Consider the following 20,930-nt stretch of genomic DNA (forward strand, 5'->3'; position numbering starts at 1 on the left):
ACAACCCGTACGGCGCCCCGTGTTGTCCTAGACTCACCGACATGTCAGGCCCGGATCCGCTGCTTCGGACGTCCCGGCCCCGCCGCTACGGTCGTGGGGCGGCCCTGACATTGATCTTCGCGAGCGTGCTCGCGGCGGGTGCCGCGACCGGATCCTGGCCCGGTGACGGCCGGAAATCGCCGGAGGAGCACGGCAATTCGGTCGCCGCCGCGCACGAGGAGCCGCTGGAGGACGCGACCCGGGCCGCGCGGGAGGCGATGTCCGACGGCAAGTCGCAGCAGGAGTCGGCGCAGGCAGCCGAGGAGGCCGTCAGCCGCAGCGGCGACCGGTGGGGCGCGGTCTACTCCCCGGGCGAGTACGAGGAGTTCGAGCAGGCCCTCGACGGTACGTACACCGGGGTGGGGCTGCGCGCGAAGCGCACCGCCGACGGCGCGGTCGAGGTCTCCAAGGTCCGCGAGAGATCGCCCGCCCAGCTCGCCGGCATCCGTGAGGGCGACCGGATCGCCGCCGTCGACGGCAGGCCCGTCTCCGGGCGGCCCGTCACCGAGGTGCTGACCCTGCTGCGCGGCGAGCACGCGGGCACGTCGGTCCGGGTCGGTCTCCAGCGCGGCACGCGCGCGTGGAGCGAGACGCTGCGCCGCGCCAACCTGTCGACCGAGTCCGTCACCGTCGCGCATCTGCCCTCGGGCCCCGTGCTGATCAAGGCCACCGCCTTCACCAAGGGCTCCGGCGCCCAGGTGCGCAGGGCGGTGCGCGAGGCACCCGCGCGCGCGGGCGTCGTGCTCGATCTGCGGGGCAACTCCGGGGGCCTGGTCACCGAGGCGGTCACCGCGGCCTCGGCGTTCCTCGACGGCGGCCTCGTGGCGACGTACGACGTACGGGGCAGGCAGCGCGCCCTGCACGCCGAGCGGGGCGGCGACACGTCCAGACCGGTGGTCGTGCTCGTCGACAGCGGGACGATGAGCGCGGCCGAACTGGTCACCGGAGCCCTCCAGGACCGCGGCCGCGCGGTCGTCGTGGGCACCAGGACCTTCGGCAAGGGCTCGGTCCAGATGCCGAGCCGGCTGCCCGACGGCTCCGTCGCGGAGCTGACCGTCGGGCACTACCGCACCCCCTCGGGCCGCGGCGTCGACGGACGCGGCATCACCCCCGACCTGGAGGCCGACGAGCGGGCGCTGCCGCGGGCCGAGACAGTATTGAGTGGCCTCGGGTCCCCCTCGTAGTGCGAAAATGGCCAGCACTATGGCCAAGGGAATGTACGTACCGAAGGAGTCCCAGCCCAAGCAGGGCAAGGGGGACGCGTCCAAGAAGGACGGCAAGCGCAAGATCGTCGCGCAGAACAAGAAGGCGCGGCACGACTACTTGATCATGGACACCTACGAGGCCGGCATCGTGCTGACCGGTACGGAGGTCAAGTCGCTGCGGCAGGGGCGGACGTCCCTGACCGACGCGTTCGTCCAGATCGACGGGCGTGAGGCGTGGCTGCACAACGCCCACATCCCCGAGTACAGCCAGGGCACCTGGACCAACCACTCCGTGCGCCGCAAGCGGAAGCTGCTCCTGCACCGCGACGAGATCGACAAGCTGGAGTCGAAGTCGCAGGAGACGGGGCACACGATCGTGACCCTCGCGATCTACTTCAAGGACGGCCGCGCCAAGGCCGAGATCGCGCTGGCCAAGGGCAAGCGGGAGTTCGACAAGCGGCAGACGCTGCGCGAGCAGCAGGACCGCAGGGACTCGGACCGGGCGATCGCGGCGGCGAAGCGCCGGCAGCGGGCGCGCGAGCGCTGAGCCCGTCAGGAATAGGCTGGCATCGTCGCGCGTTGGTCACGTACGATGGAACACGTCCTCCACGGTGAGGACACCGGGTCTTCGGGCCCAGTTTGATAAATCAACATGGGGATGATCGGTTTCGACAGCGGATGTCGAAGCAGGGGAAGCGTGTCGAGGAAGCGGCAATGATCTCGTAAACCATATGTCGCAACCAATAATCGCCAATTCTAAGAGCGATTCCCAGTCCTTCGCCCTCGCTGCCTAATAACAGCGACTGAAGGACCCTAAAAGGGTGTCAGCCCGGGGATGTTCCCGACCCGGATCCTGGCATAATCTAGGGAACTAAACCATCGAGCCCGGTCACGGGGTTCGATGGGAAATCAAACAGTGACTGGGCCCGTCGGCGACTTGTTCGCGTGATCGCCGGGGCCGAGAAAATCGCAGCGAACTGCACACGGAGAAGCCCTGCTGCTGCACCGTTGGACGCGGGTTCGATTCCCGCCATCTCCACTCATCCCATGTGGGCAAAGGCCCGGTGACCTCAACGGTCACCGGGCCTTCGTCATGCCCGCCCCCTTGTGGACTTGGTCTGTACCTGCCACGCTCTCGGCGCCGCCCCCCACGCCCATCCCCCCGCTACGGAGGACCGGATGCGTCTGAGACTTCTCGGCGTACTGACCCTGCTCGCCGCGCTCTTCGTCCCGCTCACCGGCTCGCCCGCCTCGGCGGCCACCACCCCGCCGCAGATCTACGGTGCCTGGCACTGCGGTGACGACGCGTGCATCTGGGGCACCGTGCGCAGCGTCAGCGAGTTCGACTCCAAGAACCACTGGCTGATCGACCGCGGTGACGGGCGCCCCTCCGTCAACCTCGTCGTGCTGAGTTTCCTGGAACCGCAGAAACTCCTGCACCGCACCAATGACGCCACCACCGCGAACGGTGTGCCCAAGGGAATCACCCCGGAAATAGTGCAGTACTTCACGTCCCGCGGAATTCGCGTGATGCTTTCCATCGGCGGCATCACCTACACCGACGCATGGGACGCCGCCCTCGCGGAGAACGCGCGGCAGCTCGGGCTCAACGCCGCCGCCGTCGCCACCCAGCTCGGGGTCGGCATCGAGATCGACTACGAGCAGAACACCAACCCGAACCTCGCCGGGCTCCAGACCTTCATCGATGCCTACCGCTCCGTGCACCCGTACGACGCCTCGGGCGCCGCCCCGGCCGCGCGGCTCACCCTCGACACCGCCGCCGGTGACCGCTGGCTGATCGGCATCAACCGCAAGGCCACCGCCGACTGGCTGCGCACCGACACGCCCGTCCTCGACTACGCCAACGCCATGGTCCCGGCCCGCCAGCCCTCCACCAGCTCGGCGATCGCCAACTGGCAGGAGCACGTGGACGGCAAGCCCACCTACTCCCCGCCGGTGCCGCCGCTCGCCCCCGCGAAGTTCACCGGCGCCGTCTACATCAGCGACCAGAGCAAGACCCTCCCCGAGTGCACCGACTTCGCCACGTCGCTGCAGAAGTCGACGGGTTCCTTCACGCAGACCGTCGCCCCGAACGGCGCGGGCACCACCTCCGGCATGCTCGGCTACATGTTCTGGGCCGCAGAGAAACCGTCCACCCGCGGCTCGGGCACGGTGCCGCCGAACACCTGCGAGGGCGGTGTCGGCGCGGGAGCCACCGCGTACGGGATGCCGCTGCCGATGCCGGCGCTGCGGCAGGGGTGACGGGGCCCGGCCACCGGCCCGGGGCGTCGCATCGAGCCATACCCGCCTGGCCGCTCGTGGGGTCTTGGCCCGCGCCCGGGTCTCCGGGATGCTCCTGAGGCATGAGCAGACCTGACGGAACCGTGAGACGAGAGCACGTCAACTCCCGTACGAGAGCGCGGCGGTGGGCCCTGCCCGCCGTCGCGGTCGTCGTCGCCGCCACGTTCTCCTGGGGCGCGCCCGCCGGGGCCGACTCCGATCCCAGCGGGCTGACCGAGGCGATCGACACCATCCTCGGTGACCCGCGGATGGAGGGCGGGGCGGCGAGTGTCGTGGTCGCCGACGCCCGCACCGGCGAGACGCTGTACCAGCACAGCCCGACCGGGCGGCTCATGCCCGCCTCCAACACCAAGCTCGCCACGTCGGCCGCCGCGATGGGCGTCCTCGGACCCGGCTACCGGTTCACCACCGACGTGCTCGCCGACGGGCGCGTCAAGGACGGGGTGCTCGGCGGGGACCTGTACCTGCGCGGGACCGGCGACCCGACCACGCTCGCCGCCGACTACGACAAGCTCGCCGCCGACGTCGCCGCGGCAGGTGTGAAGCGGGTGAACGGGCGGCTCGTCGCCGACGACACCCGGTTCGACGCGCACCGGCTCGGCGACACGTGGGGCGCCGACGACGAGTCCTCGTACTACGCCGCCCAGATCTCGGCCCTGACCGTCGCGCCCGACACCGACTACGACGCGGGGACCGTCATCGTCGAGGCGAAGCCCGGCGCGAAGGCCGGGGACAAGCCCGTCGTCAGCGTCACCCCCAAGAACGACTACGTGCACATCGACGTCAGCGGCGCGAGCACCGTCGGCGCCGGGGGAGCGGACACCCTCGCCGTCGAGCGGCAGCACGGGACCAACACCATCACCGTCAGCGGGACCGTCCCGGTGGGCGGGGACACCACCAAGGAGTGGGTCACGGTGTGGGAGCCGACCGGGTACGCGGCCGCCGTCTTCCGCGACGCGCTCGCCGCCCACGGAGTGAAGGTCGGCGGCGCCACCCGGCTCGGCCGGGCCGCGCCCGAGAGCGCCAGGCGGCTCGCCGCGCACGACTCCATGGCGCTCAAGGACCTCCTCGTCCCGTTCATGAAGCTGTCCAACAACATGCACGCCGAGGCCCTCGTCAAGGCCATGGGGTACGAGCGGACGGGCCGGCCCGGGAGCTGGGAGGACGGGCTCGCCGCCGTCGCCGACTACCTGAAGGGCGCCGGGGTCGACGCCGGCAGGGTCCGCCAGGTCGACGGCTCCGGCCTCTCCCGCAAGGACAACTTCGCGGCCCGGCAGATCGCCGACCTGCTCCTGTCCGTACGCGACGAACCCTGGTACGCCGACTGGTACAGGTCGCTGCCGGTGGCCTGCGACCCCGACCGGTTCGTCGGCGGGACGCTGCGGACCCGGATGTGCGGCACCCCGGCCGCCCTCAACGCCCGGGGAAAGACGGGGTCGTTGACCGGTGCCTCCGCTCTGTCCGGCTATGTGAAGGACGCAGACGGGCGCGAGCTCGTCTACAGCGTCGTACAGAACAACTACCTGGTGTCCTCCGTGAAGCCCCTGGAGGACGCCATCGTCGTCACCCTCGCCAAGTCGTCCGCGGGGGAGACCGTGACCGCGGTCCTTCCCAGATCCACGCGCTCGGTCCCCGCGGCCGAGCGGCGCGGAGACCTGGAGTGCTCGTGGCGCAAGCCCGCCGCTTGTTGAGTCACCGGGTGCCGCGCACGTAGCCGTAGAGCGACAGGAGCAGCGCGAGCGCCGCCGCCGTGACCGGCACGGTGTACGCCGCGGTGGGGCCCCAGTGCTCCACCGCGGCGCCGCCCGTCGCCGAGCCGCACGCGATGCCGCCGAGGATGCCGGTCACCGCGAGCGTCATGCCCTCGTTCAACTGGCCCTCGGGGGTGCGCTGCTGGACGAGGGTCATGCCCGTCACCATCGTCGGCGCCGTCGCCATGCCGGCGACCAGGAGCGCGCCGCCCAGCGCGAACAGGGAGCCGGTCGACCACGCCGCGAGCAGCGGGAGGGTCATCAAGGCCGCCATCGCCGCGACGCACGGCGGGTGACGGCGGGCGGCCGGGCCCGTCGGTTTCAGGGCGCCGTAGACCAGGCCCGCCGCGCACGAACCCGCCGCCTGGAGCGCGAGGATGCCGCCCGCCCACACCTTGTGGCCCTGCGCGTCCGCGAACGCGACGGTGACGACTTCCAGCGAGCCGAAGATCGCGCCCGTCGCGAGGAAGGCGACCAGGAGCGGCGGCATCCCGCGCGCGCGAAGCGGCGTCCTCGTCGTCTTCGTACGGGCGTGGGCGGGCGGTTCCGTCGCACGCTGCGCGGCGAAGATCAGCACGCCGGTCACCATGAGGACGACACTGGCCAGCGTGCCCGCCTCCGGGAACAGCGATCCGCACAAGAAGGCGGCGACCACCGGGCCCAGCATGTAACAGAGTTCGTCCGCGGACTGCTCGAAGGAGTTCGCGGTGTGCAGGGCGTCCGGTTCGTCCTTGAGCAGGTGCGCCCAGCGGGCCCGGGACATGCCGCCCGTGTTGGGTGTCGCCGCCGACGCCAGGTAGGCGGCGAACAGCGTCCAGTTCGGCGCCCCGACGTGCACGCACAGGAGCAGCGCGAGCGAACCGCACGCGGAGACCACGGTCGCGGGGACGGCGACCCGCGCCTGCCCGAACCGGTCCACCAGGCGTGCCGTCCACGGACCGACGACCGCGTTGGCGACCAGCCCCGTGGCGGTGACGGCGCCGGCGAGCGCGTACGAGTCGCGGGCGCCGGAGATCATGATGACCGCGCTGATGCTGAACATGCCCTGCGGGAAGCGGGCGACGAGGTTGCCGAGGGTGAAGGCGCGGGCGCCGGGGATCGTGAAGAGGCGGGCGTAGCCGGTCCGGGGGGAGGGCGGGGCAGTGGTGGTTGCATCAGCCATGACAAAGAGCGTCGCCGCAGGTCACGTACGCCGTCCAACACCTACTCGGCGATGATTCACGCACCTGTGTTGTGAGTGGTGGGGTAGGTTCGCCGGATGTCTCCGCCGTCCGTCGAGCCGCGGCTGCTGCGCGCCTTCCTCGCCGTCGCCGACGAGCTCCACTTCACGCGCGCCGCCGCCCGGCTCTACGTCGCCCAGCAGGCCCTCAGCCGTGACATCCGGCGCCTGGAACGCGAGCTGGGCGTCGAGCTGTTCGGCCGCACCACCCGGCAGGTCACGCTCACCGCGGACGGTACGCGGCTGCTGCCGTACGCCCGCCGCGTCGTCGAGGCGCAGGACGAGCTGCTCGCCGCGTTCGCCCGGCCCGCGCCGGAGGGCACACCGCTGCTCGTCGACGTCAACAGCCCGGGGCTCGTGCACGAGCGGGTCCTCGCGCGGGCGCGCGAACTCGCCCCGGAGACCGAGCTGATGGCCCGCTACGAGAGCGGCCTCACGCACGCCGCCGCCGAGCTGCTCGCCGGGCGCATCGACGTCTCCTTCGGGCGGTTCGCCGGCCTCGACCCCGCCGTGCGCGAGCGCCTCGACCAGCAGCCCATGCGGTACGAGCCGATGGCCGTCGTGCTGCCCGAGGAACACCCGCTGGCCGCCCTCGACGAGGTCCCGCTCGGGCGGCTCGCCGGCGAGCGGATCTACGCGGGCGCGGGCAATCCCCGTACGCCGGAATGGACGGATCTCGCGCGGCAATTGTTCGCCGGGCGCGGCATCGAGATCGCGCCACCCGCGCCGCTCGCCATCGGCGAGGAAGAATTCCGGCGGATCATGGCGAAATACCGGAATCCAGTACTCACGGGGGTGGATTTTCCGGCCATGCCGGGTTCGGTCCTGCGGCCGCTGGTCGACCCGGTTCCCCTGTCACCGGTGTCACTGGTGTGGCGAAAGGGACGCAAGCACCCCGGAATCGAGGCCCTGCGCGCCGCGGCCGCCGTGCTGGCCGAGGAGAACGGGTGGCTGAAGAGGCCGGAGGGGGCGTGGATACCGGCCACAGATGCACTCATCATGATGAGCCTGGGATGAACCGCGGACACGACTGTCACTTACGTGCGCTACATTCATGGTCCGGGCGCAGTGTGATAAGGGGGGCGCTCGGACCGGGTGGGGGCCCGGTCCGGCCGACGAGTGCCCGGGTAGTCGCGCGCGCACCCACGATCATGTCCTTGGGGGGATGTGCGTACGGTGGAGAACTGGCGAGAAGACGCGTCGGCGGGTCATACCCATGACCCGAACGAGGTGACGGTCCAACTCGACGGCGCGGGGCGCCAGTTGGGGGACCTCCTCGGGGCCGGCGGGCACACGGGGGAAGATCAGGCGAGCGGGGACGACAAGGAAGTCCCTGTCTTCGTCGACGACTCGGGGCGGCGCAGCCGCAGATTCCGGCGGGCCGGTGTGGCCGTCGGCATCGCCTGCGCGGTCTACGCCGTCGTCATCGTGGTCACCCTCCTTTCGGGCAACTCGAGCGCGCCCTGGCTGCCCATGGCCCCCGAGGACAAGGGCAGATCCAGCACGGTCGACACCAAACCCACGCTGCCGGCCGACGAGGCGACCCCGTCGACGTCGCCGGGCGGCACCCCCGACCCGAGCGCCTCCGGCAGCGCGTCCGGCGCGAGCGGGACGGCCGACCCGAGCGGATCGGCGTCGCCGGGCGCCGGCGCGGGCGAGTCGGGCAAGCCCGGCGACAGCACCACCGAGTCCGGCAAGCCCACGAGCGGTACGACGACCCCGCCGCCGGACAAGACCACGCCGCCCGTCAAGACGACGCCGCCGGTCGAGCCGACCACCGACCCGCCGGTCGACCCGACCACCGACCCGCCCGTCGACCCGACGACCGACCCGCCCGCGGGCGGCGGTACCGACACCGTCGCCGACGGCGCGTCCCTGCCCGTAGACCAGAGCGACCCGAGCCCGAGCGGCGAGCCGCCGACCGTGTCCGACGCGTCCTTCGAAAGCAGCGTCCTGTAAATGTCCGACCGCTCACGACGCCGGGGCGCCGCCCCCAAGCGCCGCTTCCCCCTGCGCTATCTGCTGCCCGCCCTGCTGCTCGTGGCGATGGTCGCGATGCTCATGCTCCGCGGCTATGTGCACAGCGAGATCATGGCCGACCACCGCATCCAGCCGGAGGCGGCCACCGACAAGGTCCCGCAGAAGATCCTCGACGGCGGCCCGGTCATCGACACCCGCGGGGGCCAGGAGACCAGCCGCTCCATCGGCGACCACAAGCTGGTGCTCACCTTCGACGACGGGCCGGACCCGGAGTGGACCCCGAAGGTCCTCGACGTCCTCAAGGAACACCACGCGCACGCCGTCTTCTTCGTCACCGGCACCATGGCCTCGCGCTACCCCGACCTGGTCCACCGCATGGTCGAGGAGGGGCACGAGGTCGGCCTGCACACCTTCAACCACCCCGACCTCTCCTACCAGTCGTCCAAGCGGATCGACTGGGAGCTGTCGCAGAACCAGCTGGCCCTGGAGGGCGCGGCGGGCGTGCGCACCTCCCTGTTCCGGCCGCCGTACTCCTCGTTCGCCGACGCCATGGACGACAAGTCGTGGCCGGTGACCAAGTACATCGGCTCGCGCGGCTACATCACCGTCGTCAACAACACCGACAGCGAGGACTGGAAGCGCCCCGGCGTCGACGAGATCATCAAGCGCGCGACGCCGCACGGCGGCAAGGGCGCGATCGTCCTCATGCACGACTCCGGCGGCAACCGCTCGCAGACCGTCGCCGCCCTCGACCGCTTCCTGCCCGGCCTCCAGGGGCAGGGCTACCGGTTCATGAACCTCACCGAGGCCATGGACATGAACAGCGCCCACACGCCCGTCACCGGCGTGGAGCTGTGGAAGGGCAAGGCCTGGATCTACGCGGTCCAGGCGTCGGAGAACATCACGGGCGTCCTGGTCGCCGGGCTCGCCGTCATCGGCGTCCTCGTCATGGGCCGCTTCGGCCTGATGCTGATCCTGTCCGCGGCGCACGCGCGCCGGGTGCGCAAGAGGAACTTCGCGTGGGGGCCGCCGGTCACCGAGCCCGTCTCGGTCCTGGTCCCGGCCTACAACGAAGCCAAGTGCATCGAGAACACGGTGCGTTCGCTGATGCTCAGCGAGCACCCCATCGAGATCATCGTCATCGACGACGGCTCCACCGACGGCACGGCTCGCATCGTCGAGAACATGCGGCTGCCGAACGTCCGCGTGGTCCGCCAGCACAACGCGGGCAAGCCCGCCGCCCTCAACCGGGGCCTGGCCAACGCCCGGTTCGACCTCGTCGTGATGATGGACGGCGACACCGTCTTCGAACCGGCCACCGTCCGCGAGCTGGTCCAGCCGTTCGGCGACCCGCGCGTCGGCGCCGTCGCGGGCAACGCGAAGGTCGGCAACAGGGACTCCCTGATCGGCGCCTGGCAGCACATCGAGTACGTGATGGGCTTCAACCTCGACCGCCGCATGTACGACATCCTGCGCTGCATGCCGACGATCCCCGGCGCCGTCGGAGCCTTCCGGCGCAGCGCCCTGGAGCCCATCGGCGGCATGAGCGACGACACCCTCGCCGAGGACACCGACGTCACGATGGCGCTGCACCGCCAGGGCTGGCGCGTCGTCTACGCGGAGAAGGCCCGCGCCTGGACCGAGGCCCCGGAGTCCGTGCAGCAGCTGTGGTCGCAGCGCTACCGCTGGTCGTACGGCACCATGCAGGCGATCTGGAAGCACCGCCGCGCCCTCGTCGAGCGCGGCCCGTCCGGCCGCTTCGGCCGCGTCGGCCTCCCGCTCGTCTCCCTCTTCATGGTCCTCGCGCCGCTGCTCGCGCCGCTCATCGACATCTTCCTGCTCTACGGAGTGGTGTTCGGCCCCACCCAGAAGACGGTCATCGCCTGGTTCGGCGTGCTCGCGATCCAGGTGGTCTGTGCGGCGTACGCCTTCCGGCTCGACAAGGAACGCATGACGCACCTGATATCCCTCCCGCTCCAGCAGCTCCTGTACCGGCAGCTGATGTACGTCGTGCTGCTCCAGTCCTGGATCACCGCGCTCACCGGCGGCCGGCTGCGCTGGCAGAAGCTGCGCCGCACCGGAGCGGTGGGAGCCGCCCCGGGCGGCCTGCCGCACCAGCGGACGTCCTCGGTCTCCCACGACGACAGGAGGCCGGTGGCATGACGCAGCCCCCTTACGACGGTTACGACCGGGCGAACGGCTCGTACGGCTCCGACGGGACGCCGGGCAACGGCGATTGGTTCGGCGGGCAGGAGCAGGCGCAGTGGCCCCCGGCCGCGCCCGCCACCTCCGCCTGGCCGCAGACCGCCGCGCCGGACGTGACCACGCGCCTGGCCGAAGTGCCGCCGCAGACGCGGCCGGCGGACGCCACGAGCCCGCTGCCCCAGGCGAAGGCCGCGCCCAAGAAGCCGGGCCGCGACCGCTACCTCGACCTGCTGCGCTCCATCGCGCTGGTCCGCGTCGTCGTCTACCACCTCTTCGGCTGGGCCTGGCTGACGGTCCTGTTCCCCTCCATGGGCGTGATGTTCGCGCTCGCCGGGTCGCTGATGGCGCGCTCGCTGAGCCGCCCCGCGATCGGCGTGATCCGCGGCCGCGTCCGGCGCCTGCTGCCGCCCATGTGGGGCTTCGGCGTCGTCGTCCTCGGCATGCTCTTCGCCAGCGGCTGGAACCCGGGCAAGGACCCCGACAACGGCGGCACGTGGGGCTGGATCAGCCTGCTCAACTACATCGTCCCGATCGGTGCCCCCACCTACCCGTGGCACATCGGCAGCGACGGCGGCCTGCTCGACACCACCTGGCCCGCCCAGGCCGCCGGCCCGCTCTGGTACCTGCGCGCCTACCTGTGGTTCGTGATCGCCTCGCCGCTGCTGCTGTGGGCGTTCCGCAAGGTGCCGTGGGCGACGCTGCTCGCGCCGCTCGGCCTCACCGCGATCGTCGGCACGGGCCTGGTCACCATCCCCGGCGAGACGGGCAACGCGGTCACCGACTTCGCCGTCTACGGCAGCTGCTGGGTGCTCGGCTTCGCCCACCACGAGGGCGTCCTGAAGAAGATCCCGCGCTATCTGGCCGTCTCCTGCGCCGCGCTCGTCATGGCCTTCGGCCTGTGGTGGGCGACCGGCCACCTCGGCCCGGACGGCTGGGACCTGAACGACATCCCGCTGGCCCAGGCCACCTGGTCCTTCGGCTTCGTCGTGATCCTGCTCCAGTACTCGCCGTCCTGGCAGGAGCTGCCCGGGAAGCTCGCCAAGTGGGACAAGCTCGTCACGCTCTCCAACAACCGCGCCGTGACGATCTACCTCTGGCACAACATGCTGATCATGGCGACGGTGCCGATCATCGACCTCGCGTACAACCTGCCGTTCATGGAGAACGCGCGCTGGAGCGGGGCGCTCGACTCCACGTACATGATCTGGATGTTCGTGCTCGTCTGGCCGCTGATCGCGCTCGCGATCGTGGGCACGGGCTGGATCGAGGACCTCGCCGCGAAGCGCTCGCCGCGCCTGTGGCCGGACGGTTCGCGCAAGGGGCGCAAGAAGTCCCGCCACTCCTGACGGCTGAGGGAACCCGGGGGCGCCGCTGAGGCTGCGCCGCGTCAACCCCGCCCCCGGGCCTCACCACCCGCCTGCCTGTCAGGTGAAGACAACGTTCCCCGGCGGTCACTCCCCGCCACAGTCCGGAAATTTGGCCTCCCTACCTTCGGTCGCATCAGCAGTGAACCGTGACCTGGAGGCGTCAGATGGCCGGCCGGAGCTGGATCGAACAGTGGGATCCCGAGAACGAGGCGTTCTGGGAGGAGACAGGCGCGAAGACCGCCCGGCGCAACCTGCTCTTCTCCATCCTGTCCGAGCACATCGGGTTCTCCATCTGGACCCTGTGGTCGGTCATGGTCCTGTTCATGGGACCCGAGTACGGCATCGACCCGGCGGGGAAGTTCTTCCTCGTCTCGATGGCCACCCTCGTCGGCGCCTTCGCCCGCGTGCCCTACACGTTCGCCGTGGCCGTCTTCGGCGGCCGCAACTGGACGGTCATCTCGGCGAGCATGCTGCTGGTTCCGTCCATCGCCGCGTTCGTGGTGATGGAGCCGGGAACCTCGTACACCACCTTCATGGTGTGCGCGGCCCTGACCGGTGTCGGCGGCGGTAACTTCGCCTCCTCCATGACCAACATCAACTCCTTCTTCCCGCTGCGGCAGAAGGGCTGGGCGCTCGGTCTGAACGCGGGCGGCGGCAACATCGGTGTCCCCGTCATCCAGCTCGTCGCGCTCGCCGTCATCGGCGCGAACGGCGGCCCGCGCGTCCTGCTCGGCATCTACATCCCGCTGATCCTCGTCTCGGCGCTCTGCGCCTCGCTGTTCATGGACAACCTGGCGACCGTCAAGAACGACACCGGAGCGGCGAAGGACGCGGCGCGCGACGCGCACACCTGGATCATGTCGTTCCTGTACATCGGCACCTTCGGTTCCTTCATCGGGTACTCGTTCGCCTTCGGCCTCGTCCTGCAGACCCAGTTCGGCCGTACGCCGCTCCAGGCGGCCGGTGTCACCTTCATCGGCCCGCTGCTCGGCTCGCTGATCCGTCCCGTGGGCGGCAAGCTCGCCGACCGGTACGGTGGCGCGCGCATCACGCTGTGGAACTTCGTCGGCATGGCCGTCGCCACGGGCGTCGTGATCCTCGCCTCGGTGCAGAAGTCGCTCGCCCTGTTCACCGTCGCGTTCATCGTGGTGTTCGTCCTGAGCGGGCTCGGCAACGGGTCCACGTACAAGATGATCCCGGGCATCTTCCAGCAGAAGGCGCTGGCCAAGGGCCTCACGGGGGAGGACGCGGCCGCGTACGGGCGCCGGCTCTCCGGGGCGTCGATGGGGCTGATCGGCGCGGTCGGGGCACTCGGCGGGCTGGGCATCAACCTGGCCTTCCGGCAGTCCTTCCAGACCTCCGGCAGCGGAACGGGTGCCTTCGTCTCCTTCCTCGTCTTCTACGCGGTGTGCTTCGCGGTGACGTGGGCCGTATACCTTCGCCGTTCGGCCGCACGTTCCGTGGCCGCACCGACGGCCGAAGCGAAGCCGCAGCTCAGCTACGCGGAAGTGTGAGACCGGAGCACGTAACACCGACGCAATCACGTTGATCCGGGCCTGTCACGGAGCGTTGACAGGCTCGGACGACGCCACGCTCCACCACGGCGTAACGGGACGACCGTCGACCGGGACGAGAACCAGATGTACGAACAGCAGCAGACCGTAAGCCCGGACCACGGGCCGCTCGCGGGCTTCACCGTGGGCGTGACCGCCGCCCGCCGGGCCGATGAGCTGGGCGCGCTGCTCCAGCGGCGCGGTGCCTCGGTGCTGCACGCGCCCGCCCTGCGGATCGTGCCGCTCGCCGACGACAGCGAACTCCTCGCCGCGACCAAGGAGTTGATCGACCATGCCCCCGACGTGGTGGTCGCCACGACCGCCATCGGGTTCCGCGGCTGGGTCGAGGCGGCCGACGGCTGGGGCCTGGGGGAGGCCCTGATCGCCCGGCTGCGCGGCGTCGAGCTCCTCGCGCGCGGGCCCAAGGTCAAGGGCGCGGTGCGCGCCGCGGGCCTGACCGAGGAGTGGTCGCCGTCCTCGGAGTCGATGGCGGAGGTCCTGGAGCGGCTGCTCGCCGAGGGGGTGCAGGGGCGGCGCGTGGCGGTGCAGCTGCACGGCGAGCCGCTGCCCGGGTTCGTGGAGGCGCTGCGGGAGGCGGGCGCCGAAGTGGTCGGCGTGCCCGTCTACCGGTGGATGCCGCCCGAGGACATAGGCCCGATGGACCGGCTCCTGGACGCCACGGTGTCGCGGGGGGTGGACGCGCTGACGTTCACGTCCGCGCCGGCCGCCGCGTCGCTGCTGAACCGGGCCGAGGAGCGGGGCCTGCTGCCCGAGCTGCTCGCGGCCCTCAACCACGACGTCATGCCTGCCTGCGTGGGACCGGTGACGGCCCTGCCGCTGCAGGCGCGCGGCGTGGAGACGGTGCAGCCGGAGCGCTTCCGGCTCGGCCCGCTGGTCCAGCTGCTGTGCAGGGAACTGCCCGGCCGCGCCCGTACGTTGCCGATAGCCGGCCACCGGGTGGAGATCCGGGGCCACGCGGTCCTGGTCGACGGGGCGCTGCGGCCCGTACCGCCCGCCGGGATGTCGCTGCTGCGTGCGCTGTCGCGACGGCCGGGCTGGGTCGTGGCCCGCGCCGATCTGCTGCGCGCGCTGCCGGGAGCGGGCCGCGACGAGCACGCGGTGGAGACGGCGATGGCCCGTCTGCGCTCGTCCCTGGGCGCCCCGAAGCTGATCCAGACAGTGGTGAAGCGGGGGTACCGGCTTGCGCTCGACCCCGCGTCGGACGCCAAGTACGCGGATTCGTGAGGGCGTCGGGCGTCACCGTGCGCCCCGCCGCGCCCACCCCACCGTCGCCCGCACCAGGCACCCCGTCGCCACGGTGCACAGCACCGCCCGCGCCACGTTCCACGCCACCCACGGCCCCTCGAAGCGGTCCCGTACGCGGGCCGGGTCCGCGATACGGGCCGGGTCGCCGGCCGCGGCCAGGGCGTCGTTGAGCGGGACGTTCACCGCCGACGTCACGACGAACGCCAGCGCGTAGGCCACGAACGCCGCCAACACCCAGAATCGCAGGCCCTGTTGGCGTCGGGTCCACCACGCCGCGAGGCCGGTCAGCGGCAGCGCGCCCATGAACACCAGCAGGAACACCGGGTTCTGGATCACGTCGTTGATGTTCTGCATCACCTCGATGTACGTACGGTCGCCGCTGCGTGCCAGGGCCGGCATCACCGCGCACCCGAACACATAGAAGGAGCCGGCTATCAGCCCCGTGGCGACCGTGGCCGCTCCCAACACCCCACCCGTGTACCGCGTCGTCTTCGTCATGCCCTCAGTCAACCCGCGGGCCGCGCGCCCCGACATCGTCGAGCCGCGCACCCCCATAAGCGAGCGTCCACGCGCATCCGCGTACCGTACGGACATGCTGATCGCCGCCGACATCGAGTTGCGCCGCGCCACGGTCGCCGACGCCGCCGCCCTCGCCGCAGCGCACCTGCGCAACGTCGACCACCTGCGGTCCATCGAGCCGTACCGCGGGCCCGACTTCTATACGGCCGAGACGCAGGCGGCCCGCATCTCGGAGGACAACGGCGCGACCTGGCTGCTGTTCGACAAGGCGGCGGACGGGCAGGTCGTCGGGCGGCTCGCGCTCAGCGGCATCGCGCTCGGCCCGCTGTGCAGCGCGAACCTCGGCTACTGGGTCGACGGCGACTACCGCGGCCGCGGCCTGATCCCCGCCGCCGTCGAGGAGGTGTGCCGCGCCGCCCGCGACGAACTCGGCCTGCACCGCGTCGAGGCGGGCACCCTCACCGACAACACGGCGTCCCAGCGCGTCCTCGCCAAGTGCGGCTTCACCGAGTACGGCCTCGCCCCGAACTACCTCCACATCAACGGCGCCTGGCGCGACCACGTCCTGTTCCAGCGCCTCCTGCACGACGATCCTCCCGCCCACATTCCCAAGTAGGGCCAGGGCGGGCACTGTAGAGAACATGGCAGCAGTACCCACAGAGTTCCCCCTCCCCCCTCACTCCGCTCTTCATGAGCTGCGGTTCGACTCCGGACGTCTCTGCCTGGACCTGGTCGCCACCGCGCACCCCGACGAACGCCTCACGTCCCCCGACCGGCTGAGCGCCTGGCTCGTCGGCGCCCGGCTCGTCCCGGCCGGCGCCGCGCCCCCCACCATCACCCCCGCCTGGCTCGCCGCCTTCCGTGAACTGCGCGGCCACATCGCCCAGTTGGTCCGCGGTGAACTCGCCGGCCGCCCCGCCCCGGCCGCCCTCGAACGCGTCAACCTGCTCGCCCGCGCGGCCCCGCCCGCGCCCTGCGCCGTCCGCACCGCCGAGGGCACCCTCGTACGGTCCTTGCAGGCCGAGCCGGGCTGCCCGGCGCTGCTCGCCGCCGTGGCCCGCGACGCCGTCGACCTGCTCACCGACCCGGCCGCCCGCGGCTGCCTGCGCCAGTGCGAGGGCGACAACTGCCCGCTCCTGTACCTGGACACGTCCCGCGGGCGCCGCCGCCGCTGGTGCTCCAGCGAGGTGTGCGGCAACCGCGAACGGGTCGCCCGGCACCGGCGCAGGGCGGCGCTGGCCCGGGCGTGACCTACGACACGTCGAACCCCCTTTGAACACCGGCGCGTTCACTTCCGTATCTCTCCCATGAGCCAAGGAGCAAGAGGCGTCAGGGCGAAACGTCGAAGTGGGGACACCGGAGGTAGGCGTGCGCAAGGATTCCGCCGTGGCCGATGAACGCCCGCCCCGGGCCCGACATCGTGCGCCCCGGCCGCCCGAGCCGGACGAGGAGCTGATGCGCGCGCTCTACGCCGAGCACGCGCGACCGCTTCTGGCCTATGTGCTCCGGCTGGTGGCGGGGGACCGGCAGCGCGCCGAGGATGTCGTCCAGGAAACGCTCATCCGTGCCTGGAAGAACGCCGGCCAGCTCAACCGAGCGACCGGTTCGGTACGCCCCTGGCTGGTGACGGTCGCCCGACGCATCGTCATCGACGGCCACCGCAGCCGGCAGGCCCGGCCGCAGGAGGTCGACGCGTCGCCGCTGGAGGTCATCCCCGCGGAGGACGAGATCGACAAGGCGCTGTGGCTGATGACCCTCTCCGATGCCCTGGAGGACCTCTCCCCGGCCCACCGCGAAGTGCTGGTGGAGACCTACTTCAAAGGGCGTACGGTCAATGAGGCGGCCGAGACGCTCGGCATCCCCAGCGGAACGGTGCGCTCCCGTGTCTTCTACGCGCTCCGTTCGATGAAGCTGGCGTTGGAGGAGCGGGGGGTGACGGCATGACATCGACGTACGGGCACGAGCCGACGGATCCGACAGGTGACGTGCACGAGACGGTCGGCGCGTACGCGCTCGGCATCCTCGACGACGCCGAGGCGAGCGCGTTCGAGGCCCACCTGGCGACGTGCGTGGCGTGCGCGCGGCACCTGGAGGAGTTCGCGGGCATGGAGCCGATGCTCGCCGCGCTCGCCGACCTGCCGCCCGAGCGCGGCACGCCGCACATCGGCGCAGCCCTCGCGGCCCGGCCGAGCCCGCGCCTCGCGGAGTCCCTGGTCGACGAGGTCGCGCGCAAGCGGACCCGGAAGCGCCGCCGCGGCATGTACCTGGTGGCGGCAGCCGCCGCGCTGATCATCGGCGGCCCGCTGACGGTCATGGCGGTCACCGACGACGGCGGCACCGGCACCGTCGCGGAGCCGCACCCCACCAGCCCCGCCCAGGACGCCTTCTTCCACCACATGCCCGACAAGGTGCACGCGACCGACGCCACGACGAAGGTCACCGCGACCATCGGCATGGAGAAGAAGGCGTGGGGCACGCACACCGCCCTGGAGCTGAAGAACGTCAAGGGCCCGCTGAAGTGCTCCCTCATCGCCGTCGGCAAGAACGGCGAGCGCGAGACGGTCACCACGTGGGCCGTCCCGAAGTGGGGCTACGGCATCACGGACAGCCCGCACGAGAGCGCCACCTACCCGCTGTACGTGCACGGCGGCGCGGCCTTCGAGCGCGACGAGATCGACCACTTCGAGGTCGAGACGCTCGACGGAAAGCGGCTCGTGGAGGTGAACGCGTAGCCGTGACGCTCCGTACGTAGCTTCCGGGGCCCCCTTTCGCGTACCTTTGACGGCTGCCCAGCACGTCAGAAGGGGGCCCGGTGGCCGCTCAGGCTCAGCACGATTCAGCGGTGAACTCGGAAGTCTCGAACATCTCGGACACCATGAGCGCGGACTCCGTCCGCGACCGTGAGATCGGCGTCGAACAGGACCATCTCGACGCCGTGTACCGCCGTCTCGAGGAGAAGATCCACGAGGCGGAGTTCCTGATGGACGACGCCGCCAAGCGCGGCCAGGTCGGCACGCCCGGCGCCCTCGCCGAGCGCGACGCGCAGGTGTTCCGCGCGGGCATCCACCTCAACCGTCTCAACAACGAGTTCGAGGACTTCCTGTTCGGCCGCATCGACCTGCTGCTCGGCAAGGACGGCAAGAAGGGCCCCGACGGCGCGTACACCGCCGTCGAGCCGGCCGAGGGCGCCGTCCGCGACGACAACACGGCCGACATCGCCGAGACCCTGCACATCGGCCGCATCGGCGTCCTCGACGCGGACTACTCGCCGCTCGTCATCGACTGGCGCGCGCCCGCCGCCGCGCCGTTCTACCGCTCGACCCCGGTCGACCCCGGCCGCGTCGTACGCCGTCGCGTCATCCGCTCCAAGGGCCGCAAGGTCCTCGGCGTCGAGGACGACCTGATGCGCCCCGAGCTGACCGCCTACCTCGACGGTACGCAGCTGCCGGCCATCGGCGACGGCGCGCTCATGGCCGCCCTCGGCCAGGCCCGCAGCCACACCATGCGCGACATCGTGGCGTCCATCCAGGCCGAGCAGGACCTCGTCATCCGCGCGCCCGCCGCCTCCGTGACGTACGTGGAGGGCGGCCCCGGCACCGGCAAGACGGCCGTCGCCCTGCACCGCGCCGCATACCTGCTCTACCAGGACCGGCGGCGCTACGCGGGCGGCATCCTCATCGTCTCGCCGACCCCGCTGCTCGTCGCGTACACCGAGGGCGTGCTGCCGTCCCTCGGCGAGGAGGGCCAGGTCGCGATCCGCGCGGTCGGCTCGCTCGTCGACGGGGCCGAGGCCACCGAGTACGACAGCCCCGCCGTGGCCCGCATCAAGGGCTCCTCGCGGATGCTGACCGTGCTGCGCAGGGCGGCCAGGGGCGCGCTCGAATCCGGGCGCCCGGCGCGGCCCGCGCAGGACCAGGACCAGCTGACCTTCGACGACGAGGGCGGTGAGGCGCCCTCCGCACCGGAGGAGACCCCCACCCGGCTGCGCGTCGTCGCCTTCGGCCGCCGCCTGGAGCTGGACGCGGGCGAGCTGAACCGGATCCGGCAGACGGCGCTGAGCGGCACCGCCCCCGTCAACCACCTGCGCCCGCGCGCCCGCAGGCTCCTGCTGGACGCGCTGTGGAACCAGTCGGGCGCGGGCACCCGGCACTCCGACCCGGAGCTCGCCGCCGAACTGCGCTCCTCCTTCGACGAGGACGTCACGTCGGAGGACGCGTTCATCCACTTCCTCGACGCGTGGTGGCCGGAGCTGACGCCCCGCGCCGTCCTGTCCGCGATGGCCGACGAGCGGCGCCTCGGCCGCTGGGCGCGCCGCGTCCTGAACCCGGGCGAGGTCCGCAAGCTGGCACGCTCCCTCAAGCGCGACGCGCTCTCCGTCCACGACGTCGCCCTCCTCGACGAGCTGAACGCCGTCCTCGGCACCCCGGCCCGCCCGAAGAAGAAGCGCGCGTACGACCCGCTCGACCAGCTCTCCGGCCTGGAGGAGCTGATGCCCGTACGCGAGGAGACGCAGTACGAGCGCGCCGAGCGGCTCGCGCAGGAGCGCACGGAGTACGCGCACGTCATCGTCGACGAGGCACAGGACCTCACGCCCATGCAGTGGCGGATGGTGGGCCGCCGCGGCCGGCACGCGACGTGGACGATCGTCGGCGACCCGGCGCAGTCCTCGTGGTCGACGCCGGACGAGGCGGCCGAGGCCCGCGACGAGGCGCTCGGCAGCCGTCCCCGGCGCCGTTTCGAGCTGACCGTCAACTACCGCAACCCGTCGGAGATCGCGGACCTCGCGGCGAAGGTCCTCGCGCTCGCGATGCCCGGCTCGAAGTCCCCGTCCGCCGTCCGCTCGACGGGCGTCGAGCCGCGCTTCACCGTCGTACGGGACAGGATGGGCGACACCGTCCGCGAGGAGGCGGCGCGGCTGCTCGACCGGGTCGACGGCACGGTCGGCGTCGTCGTGGCGATGAACCGGCGCGCGGAGGCGGCCCGTTGGCTCGCCGGGCTCGGCGAGCGCGTCGTCCCGCTCGGCTCCCTCGAAGCCAAGGGTCTGGAGTACGACGCCTCGATCGTGGTCTCCCCGGCCGAGATCGCGGACGAATCGCCGGCCGGTCTGCGCGTCCTGTACGTGGCGCTCACGCGCGCGACGCAGCAGCTCACGGTGGTCTCCGCGGACCGTGACGAACCGGACGCGAACGGGGTGCCGGACCTGCTGCGCGACTGACCCTTGCCTCCCCCGGGTCCGGTGTTACCGTTGATGACGGCACCGGCTCGATCCAAGCCCCCGGGCCCAACCTTCGTCCCTCAGAGGGACCACTTGCCGCGAGGCGAGCATGGCGGGTCGGTGTCATAGACGTACGAGAGAGGCCCACGTCACAGAAGTGACGTGGGCCTCTTTCTGTTTCCCGCTACTTCTCGTATGGTGGAAGTAAGTTTCCAAAAACGGTTCTCATAGCTGGATGAACGTAAGGTTCAAAATCCGATGCGGCTACCACGTACTCACCGGTAGGTGCGACCATCGGACGGCAACAGCT

General features: G+C 71.4%; 17 protein-coding genes and 1 other RNA gene. 16 read left to right on the top strand and 2 right to left on the bottom strand.

Annotated elements, in window-relative coordinates; all coding sequences use genetic code 11:
* The first annotated feature begins 41 nt into the window (after nucleotides 1–41).
* From AB0L37_RS08470 to dacB, 5 genes are all read left to right on the top strand, one after another.
* On the top strand, nucleotides 42–1,223 hold the full coding sequence (locus AB0L37_RS08470) for a S41 family peptidase (RefSeq protein ID WP_365501731.1): 1,182 nt from the start codon (nucleotides 42–44) through the stop codon (nucleotides 1,221–1,223).
* A gap of 31 nt (nucleotides 1,224–1,254) precedes the next feature.
* Nucleotides 1,255–1,791: an SsrA-binding protein SmpB gene (gene smpB / locus AB0L37_RS08475; protein WP_365502105.1), complete on the top strand. Its 537-nt coding sequence runs from the start codon at nucleotides 1,255–1,257 to the stop codon at nucleotides 1,789–1,791.
* Between the two features lie 107 nt (nucleotides 1,792–1,898).
* Nucleotides 1,899–2,286, top strand: a transfer-messenger RNA (tmRNA) gene (gene ssrA, locus AB0L37_RS08480).
* Between the two features lie 137 nt (nucleotides 2,287–2,423).
* Nucleotides 2,424–3,506, top strand: a complete 1,083-nt coding sequence (locus AB0L37_RS08485; protein ID WP_365501733.1) for a hypothetical protein — start codon at nucleotides 2,424–2,426, stop codon at nucleotides 3,504–3,506.
* Nucleotides 3,507–3,607: 101 nt separating this feature from the next.
* A complete protein-coding gene (dacB, locus tag AB0L37_RS08490) occupies nucleotides 3,608–5,236 on the top strand; it encodes a D-alanyl-D-alanine carboxypeptidase/D-alanyl-D-alanine-endopeptidase (protein ID WP_365501735.1) in 1,629 nt (542 codons plus the stop codon).
* Between the two features lies 1 nt (nucleotide 5,237).
* On the opposite strand, the gene AB0L37_RS08495 is transcribed toward dacB, so the two are convergent.
* Nucleotides 5,238–6,458, bottom strand: coding sequence for an MFS transporter (locus AB0L37_RS08495; RefSeq protein ID WP_365501737.1), 1,221 nt, complete (start codon nucleotides 6,456–6,458; stop codon nucleotides 5,238–5,240).
* 96 nt (nucleotides 6,459–6,554) lie between these two features.
* Here AB0L37_RS08495 and AB0L37_RS08500 point away from each other — a divergent pair, with 96 nt between their 5' ends.
* From AB0L37_RS08500 to AB0L37_RS08525, 6 genes are all read left to right on the top strand, one after another.
* Complete coding sequence (locus AB0L37_RS08500) at nucleotides 6,555–7,532, top strand: LysR family transcriptional regulator (protein WP_365501740.1); 978 nt, start codon at nucleotides 6,555–6,557, stop codon at nucleotides 7,530–7,532.
* A gap of 159 nt (nucleotides 7,533–7,691) precedes the next feature.
* Nucleotides 7,692–8,474 (top strand): hypothetical protein, encoded by a 783-nt coding sequence (locus AB0L37_RS08505; protein ID WP_365501742.1) that lies wholly within the window; start codon nucleotides 7,692–7,694, stop codon nucleotides 8,472–8,474.
* The gene (locus AB0L37_RS08510; RefSeq protein ID WP_365501744.1) at nucleotides 8,475–10,658 is read left to right on the top strand and encodes a glycosyltransferase; all 2,184 of its coding nucleotides are present in this window, start codon (nucleotides 8,475–8,477) and stop codon (nucleotides 10,656–10,658) included.
* On the top strand, nucleotides 10,655–12,046 hold the full coding sequence (locus AB0L37_RS08515) for an acyltransferase (protein ID WP_365501746.1): 1,392 nt from the start codon (nucleotides 10,655–10,657) through the stop codon (nucleotides 12,044–12,046). Before AB0L37_RS08510 ends, AB0L37_RS08515 begins: the two co-directional genes overlap by 4 nt.
* A 185-nt stretch (nucleotides 12,047–12,231) precedes the next feature.
* The gene (locus AB0L37_RS08520) at nucleotides 12,232–13,581 is read left to right on the top strand and encodes a nitrate/nitrite transporter (RefSeq protein ID WP_365501748.1); all 1,350 of its coding nucleotides are present in this window, start codon (nucleotides 12,232–12,234) and stop codon (nucleotides 13,579–13,581) included.
* A 126-nt stretch (nucleotides 13,582–13,707) separates the two neighbouring features.
* Nucleotides 13,708–14,865 carry a uroporphyrinogen-III synthase gene (locus tag AB0L37_RS08525; protein WP_365501750.1) on the top strand — a complete coding sequence of 386 codons (1,158 nt, stop codon included), beginning with the start codon at nucleotides 13,708–13,710 and terminating at the stop codon, nucleotides 14,863–14,865.
* A gap of 12 nt (nucleotides 14,866–14,877) precedes the next feature.
* Here the strand turns inward: AB0L37_RS08525 and AB0L37_RS08530 are convergent, their stop codons facing one another.
* Nucleotides 14,878–15,384: an anthrone oxygenase family protein gene (locus tag AB0L37_RS08530; protein WP_365501752.1), complete on the bottom strand. Its 507-nt coding sequence runs from the start codon at nucleotides 15,382–15,384 to the stop codon at nucleotides 14,878–14,880.
* Between the two features lie 94 nt (nucleotides 15,385–15,478).
* On the opposite strand from AB0L37_RS08530, the gene AB0L37_RS08535 reads away from it, so the two are divergent.
* The 5 genes from AB0L37_RS08535 (at nucleotide 15,479) to AB0L37_RS08555 (ending at nucleotide 20,620) form a co-directional block, all read left to right on the top strand.
* The gene (locus AB0L37_RS08535; RefSeq protein ID WP_365501754.1) at nucleotides 15,479–16,021 is read left to right on the top strand and encodes a GNAT family protein; all 543 of its coding nucleotides are present in this window, start codon (nucleotides 15,479–15,481) and stop codon (nucleotides 16,019–16,021) included.
* Nucleotides 16,022–16,046: 25 nt separating this feature from the next.
* On the top strand, nucleotides 16,047–16,655 hold the full coding sequence (locus AB0L37_RS08540; RefSeq protein WP_365501756.1) for an ABATE domain-containing protein: 609 nt from the start codon (nucleotides 16,047–16,049) through the stop codon (nucleotides 16,653–16,655).
* Nucleotides 16,656–16,773: 118 nt separating this feature from the next.
* On the top strand, nucleotides 16,774–17,349 hold the full coding sequence (locus AB0L37_RS08545) for a sigma-70 family RNA polymerase sigma factor (protein WP_338697072.1): 576 nt from the start codon (nucleotides 16,774–16,776) through the stop codon (nucleotides 17,347–17,349).
* Nucleotides 17,346–18,137 carry a zf-HC2 domain-containing protein gene (locus tag AB0L37_RS08550; RefSeq protein WP_365501759.1) on the top strand — a complete coding sequence of 264 codons (792 nt, stop codon included), beginning with the start codon at nucleotides 17,346–17,348 and terminating at the stop codon, nucleotides 18,135–18,137. The genes AB0L37_RS08545 and AB0L37_RS08550 overlap by 4 nt, the downstream gene beginning before the upstream one ends.
* 143 nt (nucleotides 18,138–18,280) lie before the next feature.
* Entirely contained in the window at nucleotides 18,281–20,620 is a 2,340-nt protein-coding gene (locus AB0L37_RS08555; RefSeq protein WP_365502107.1) for a UvrD-helicase domain-containing protein, read from the top strand.
* Nucleotides 20,621–20,930 lie beyond the last annotated feature (310 nt).

Source organism: Streptomyces sp. NPDC052225, assembly GCF_040679615.1.
GTDB lineage: Bacteria > Actinomycetota > Actinomycetes > Streptomycetales > Streptomycetaceae > Streptomyces.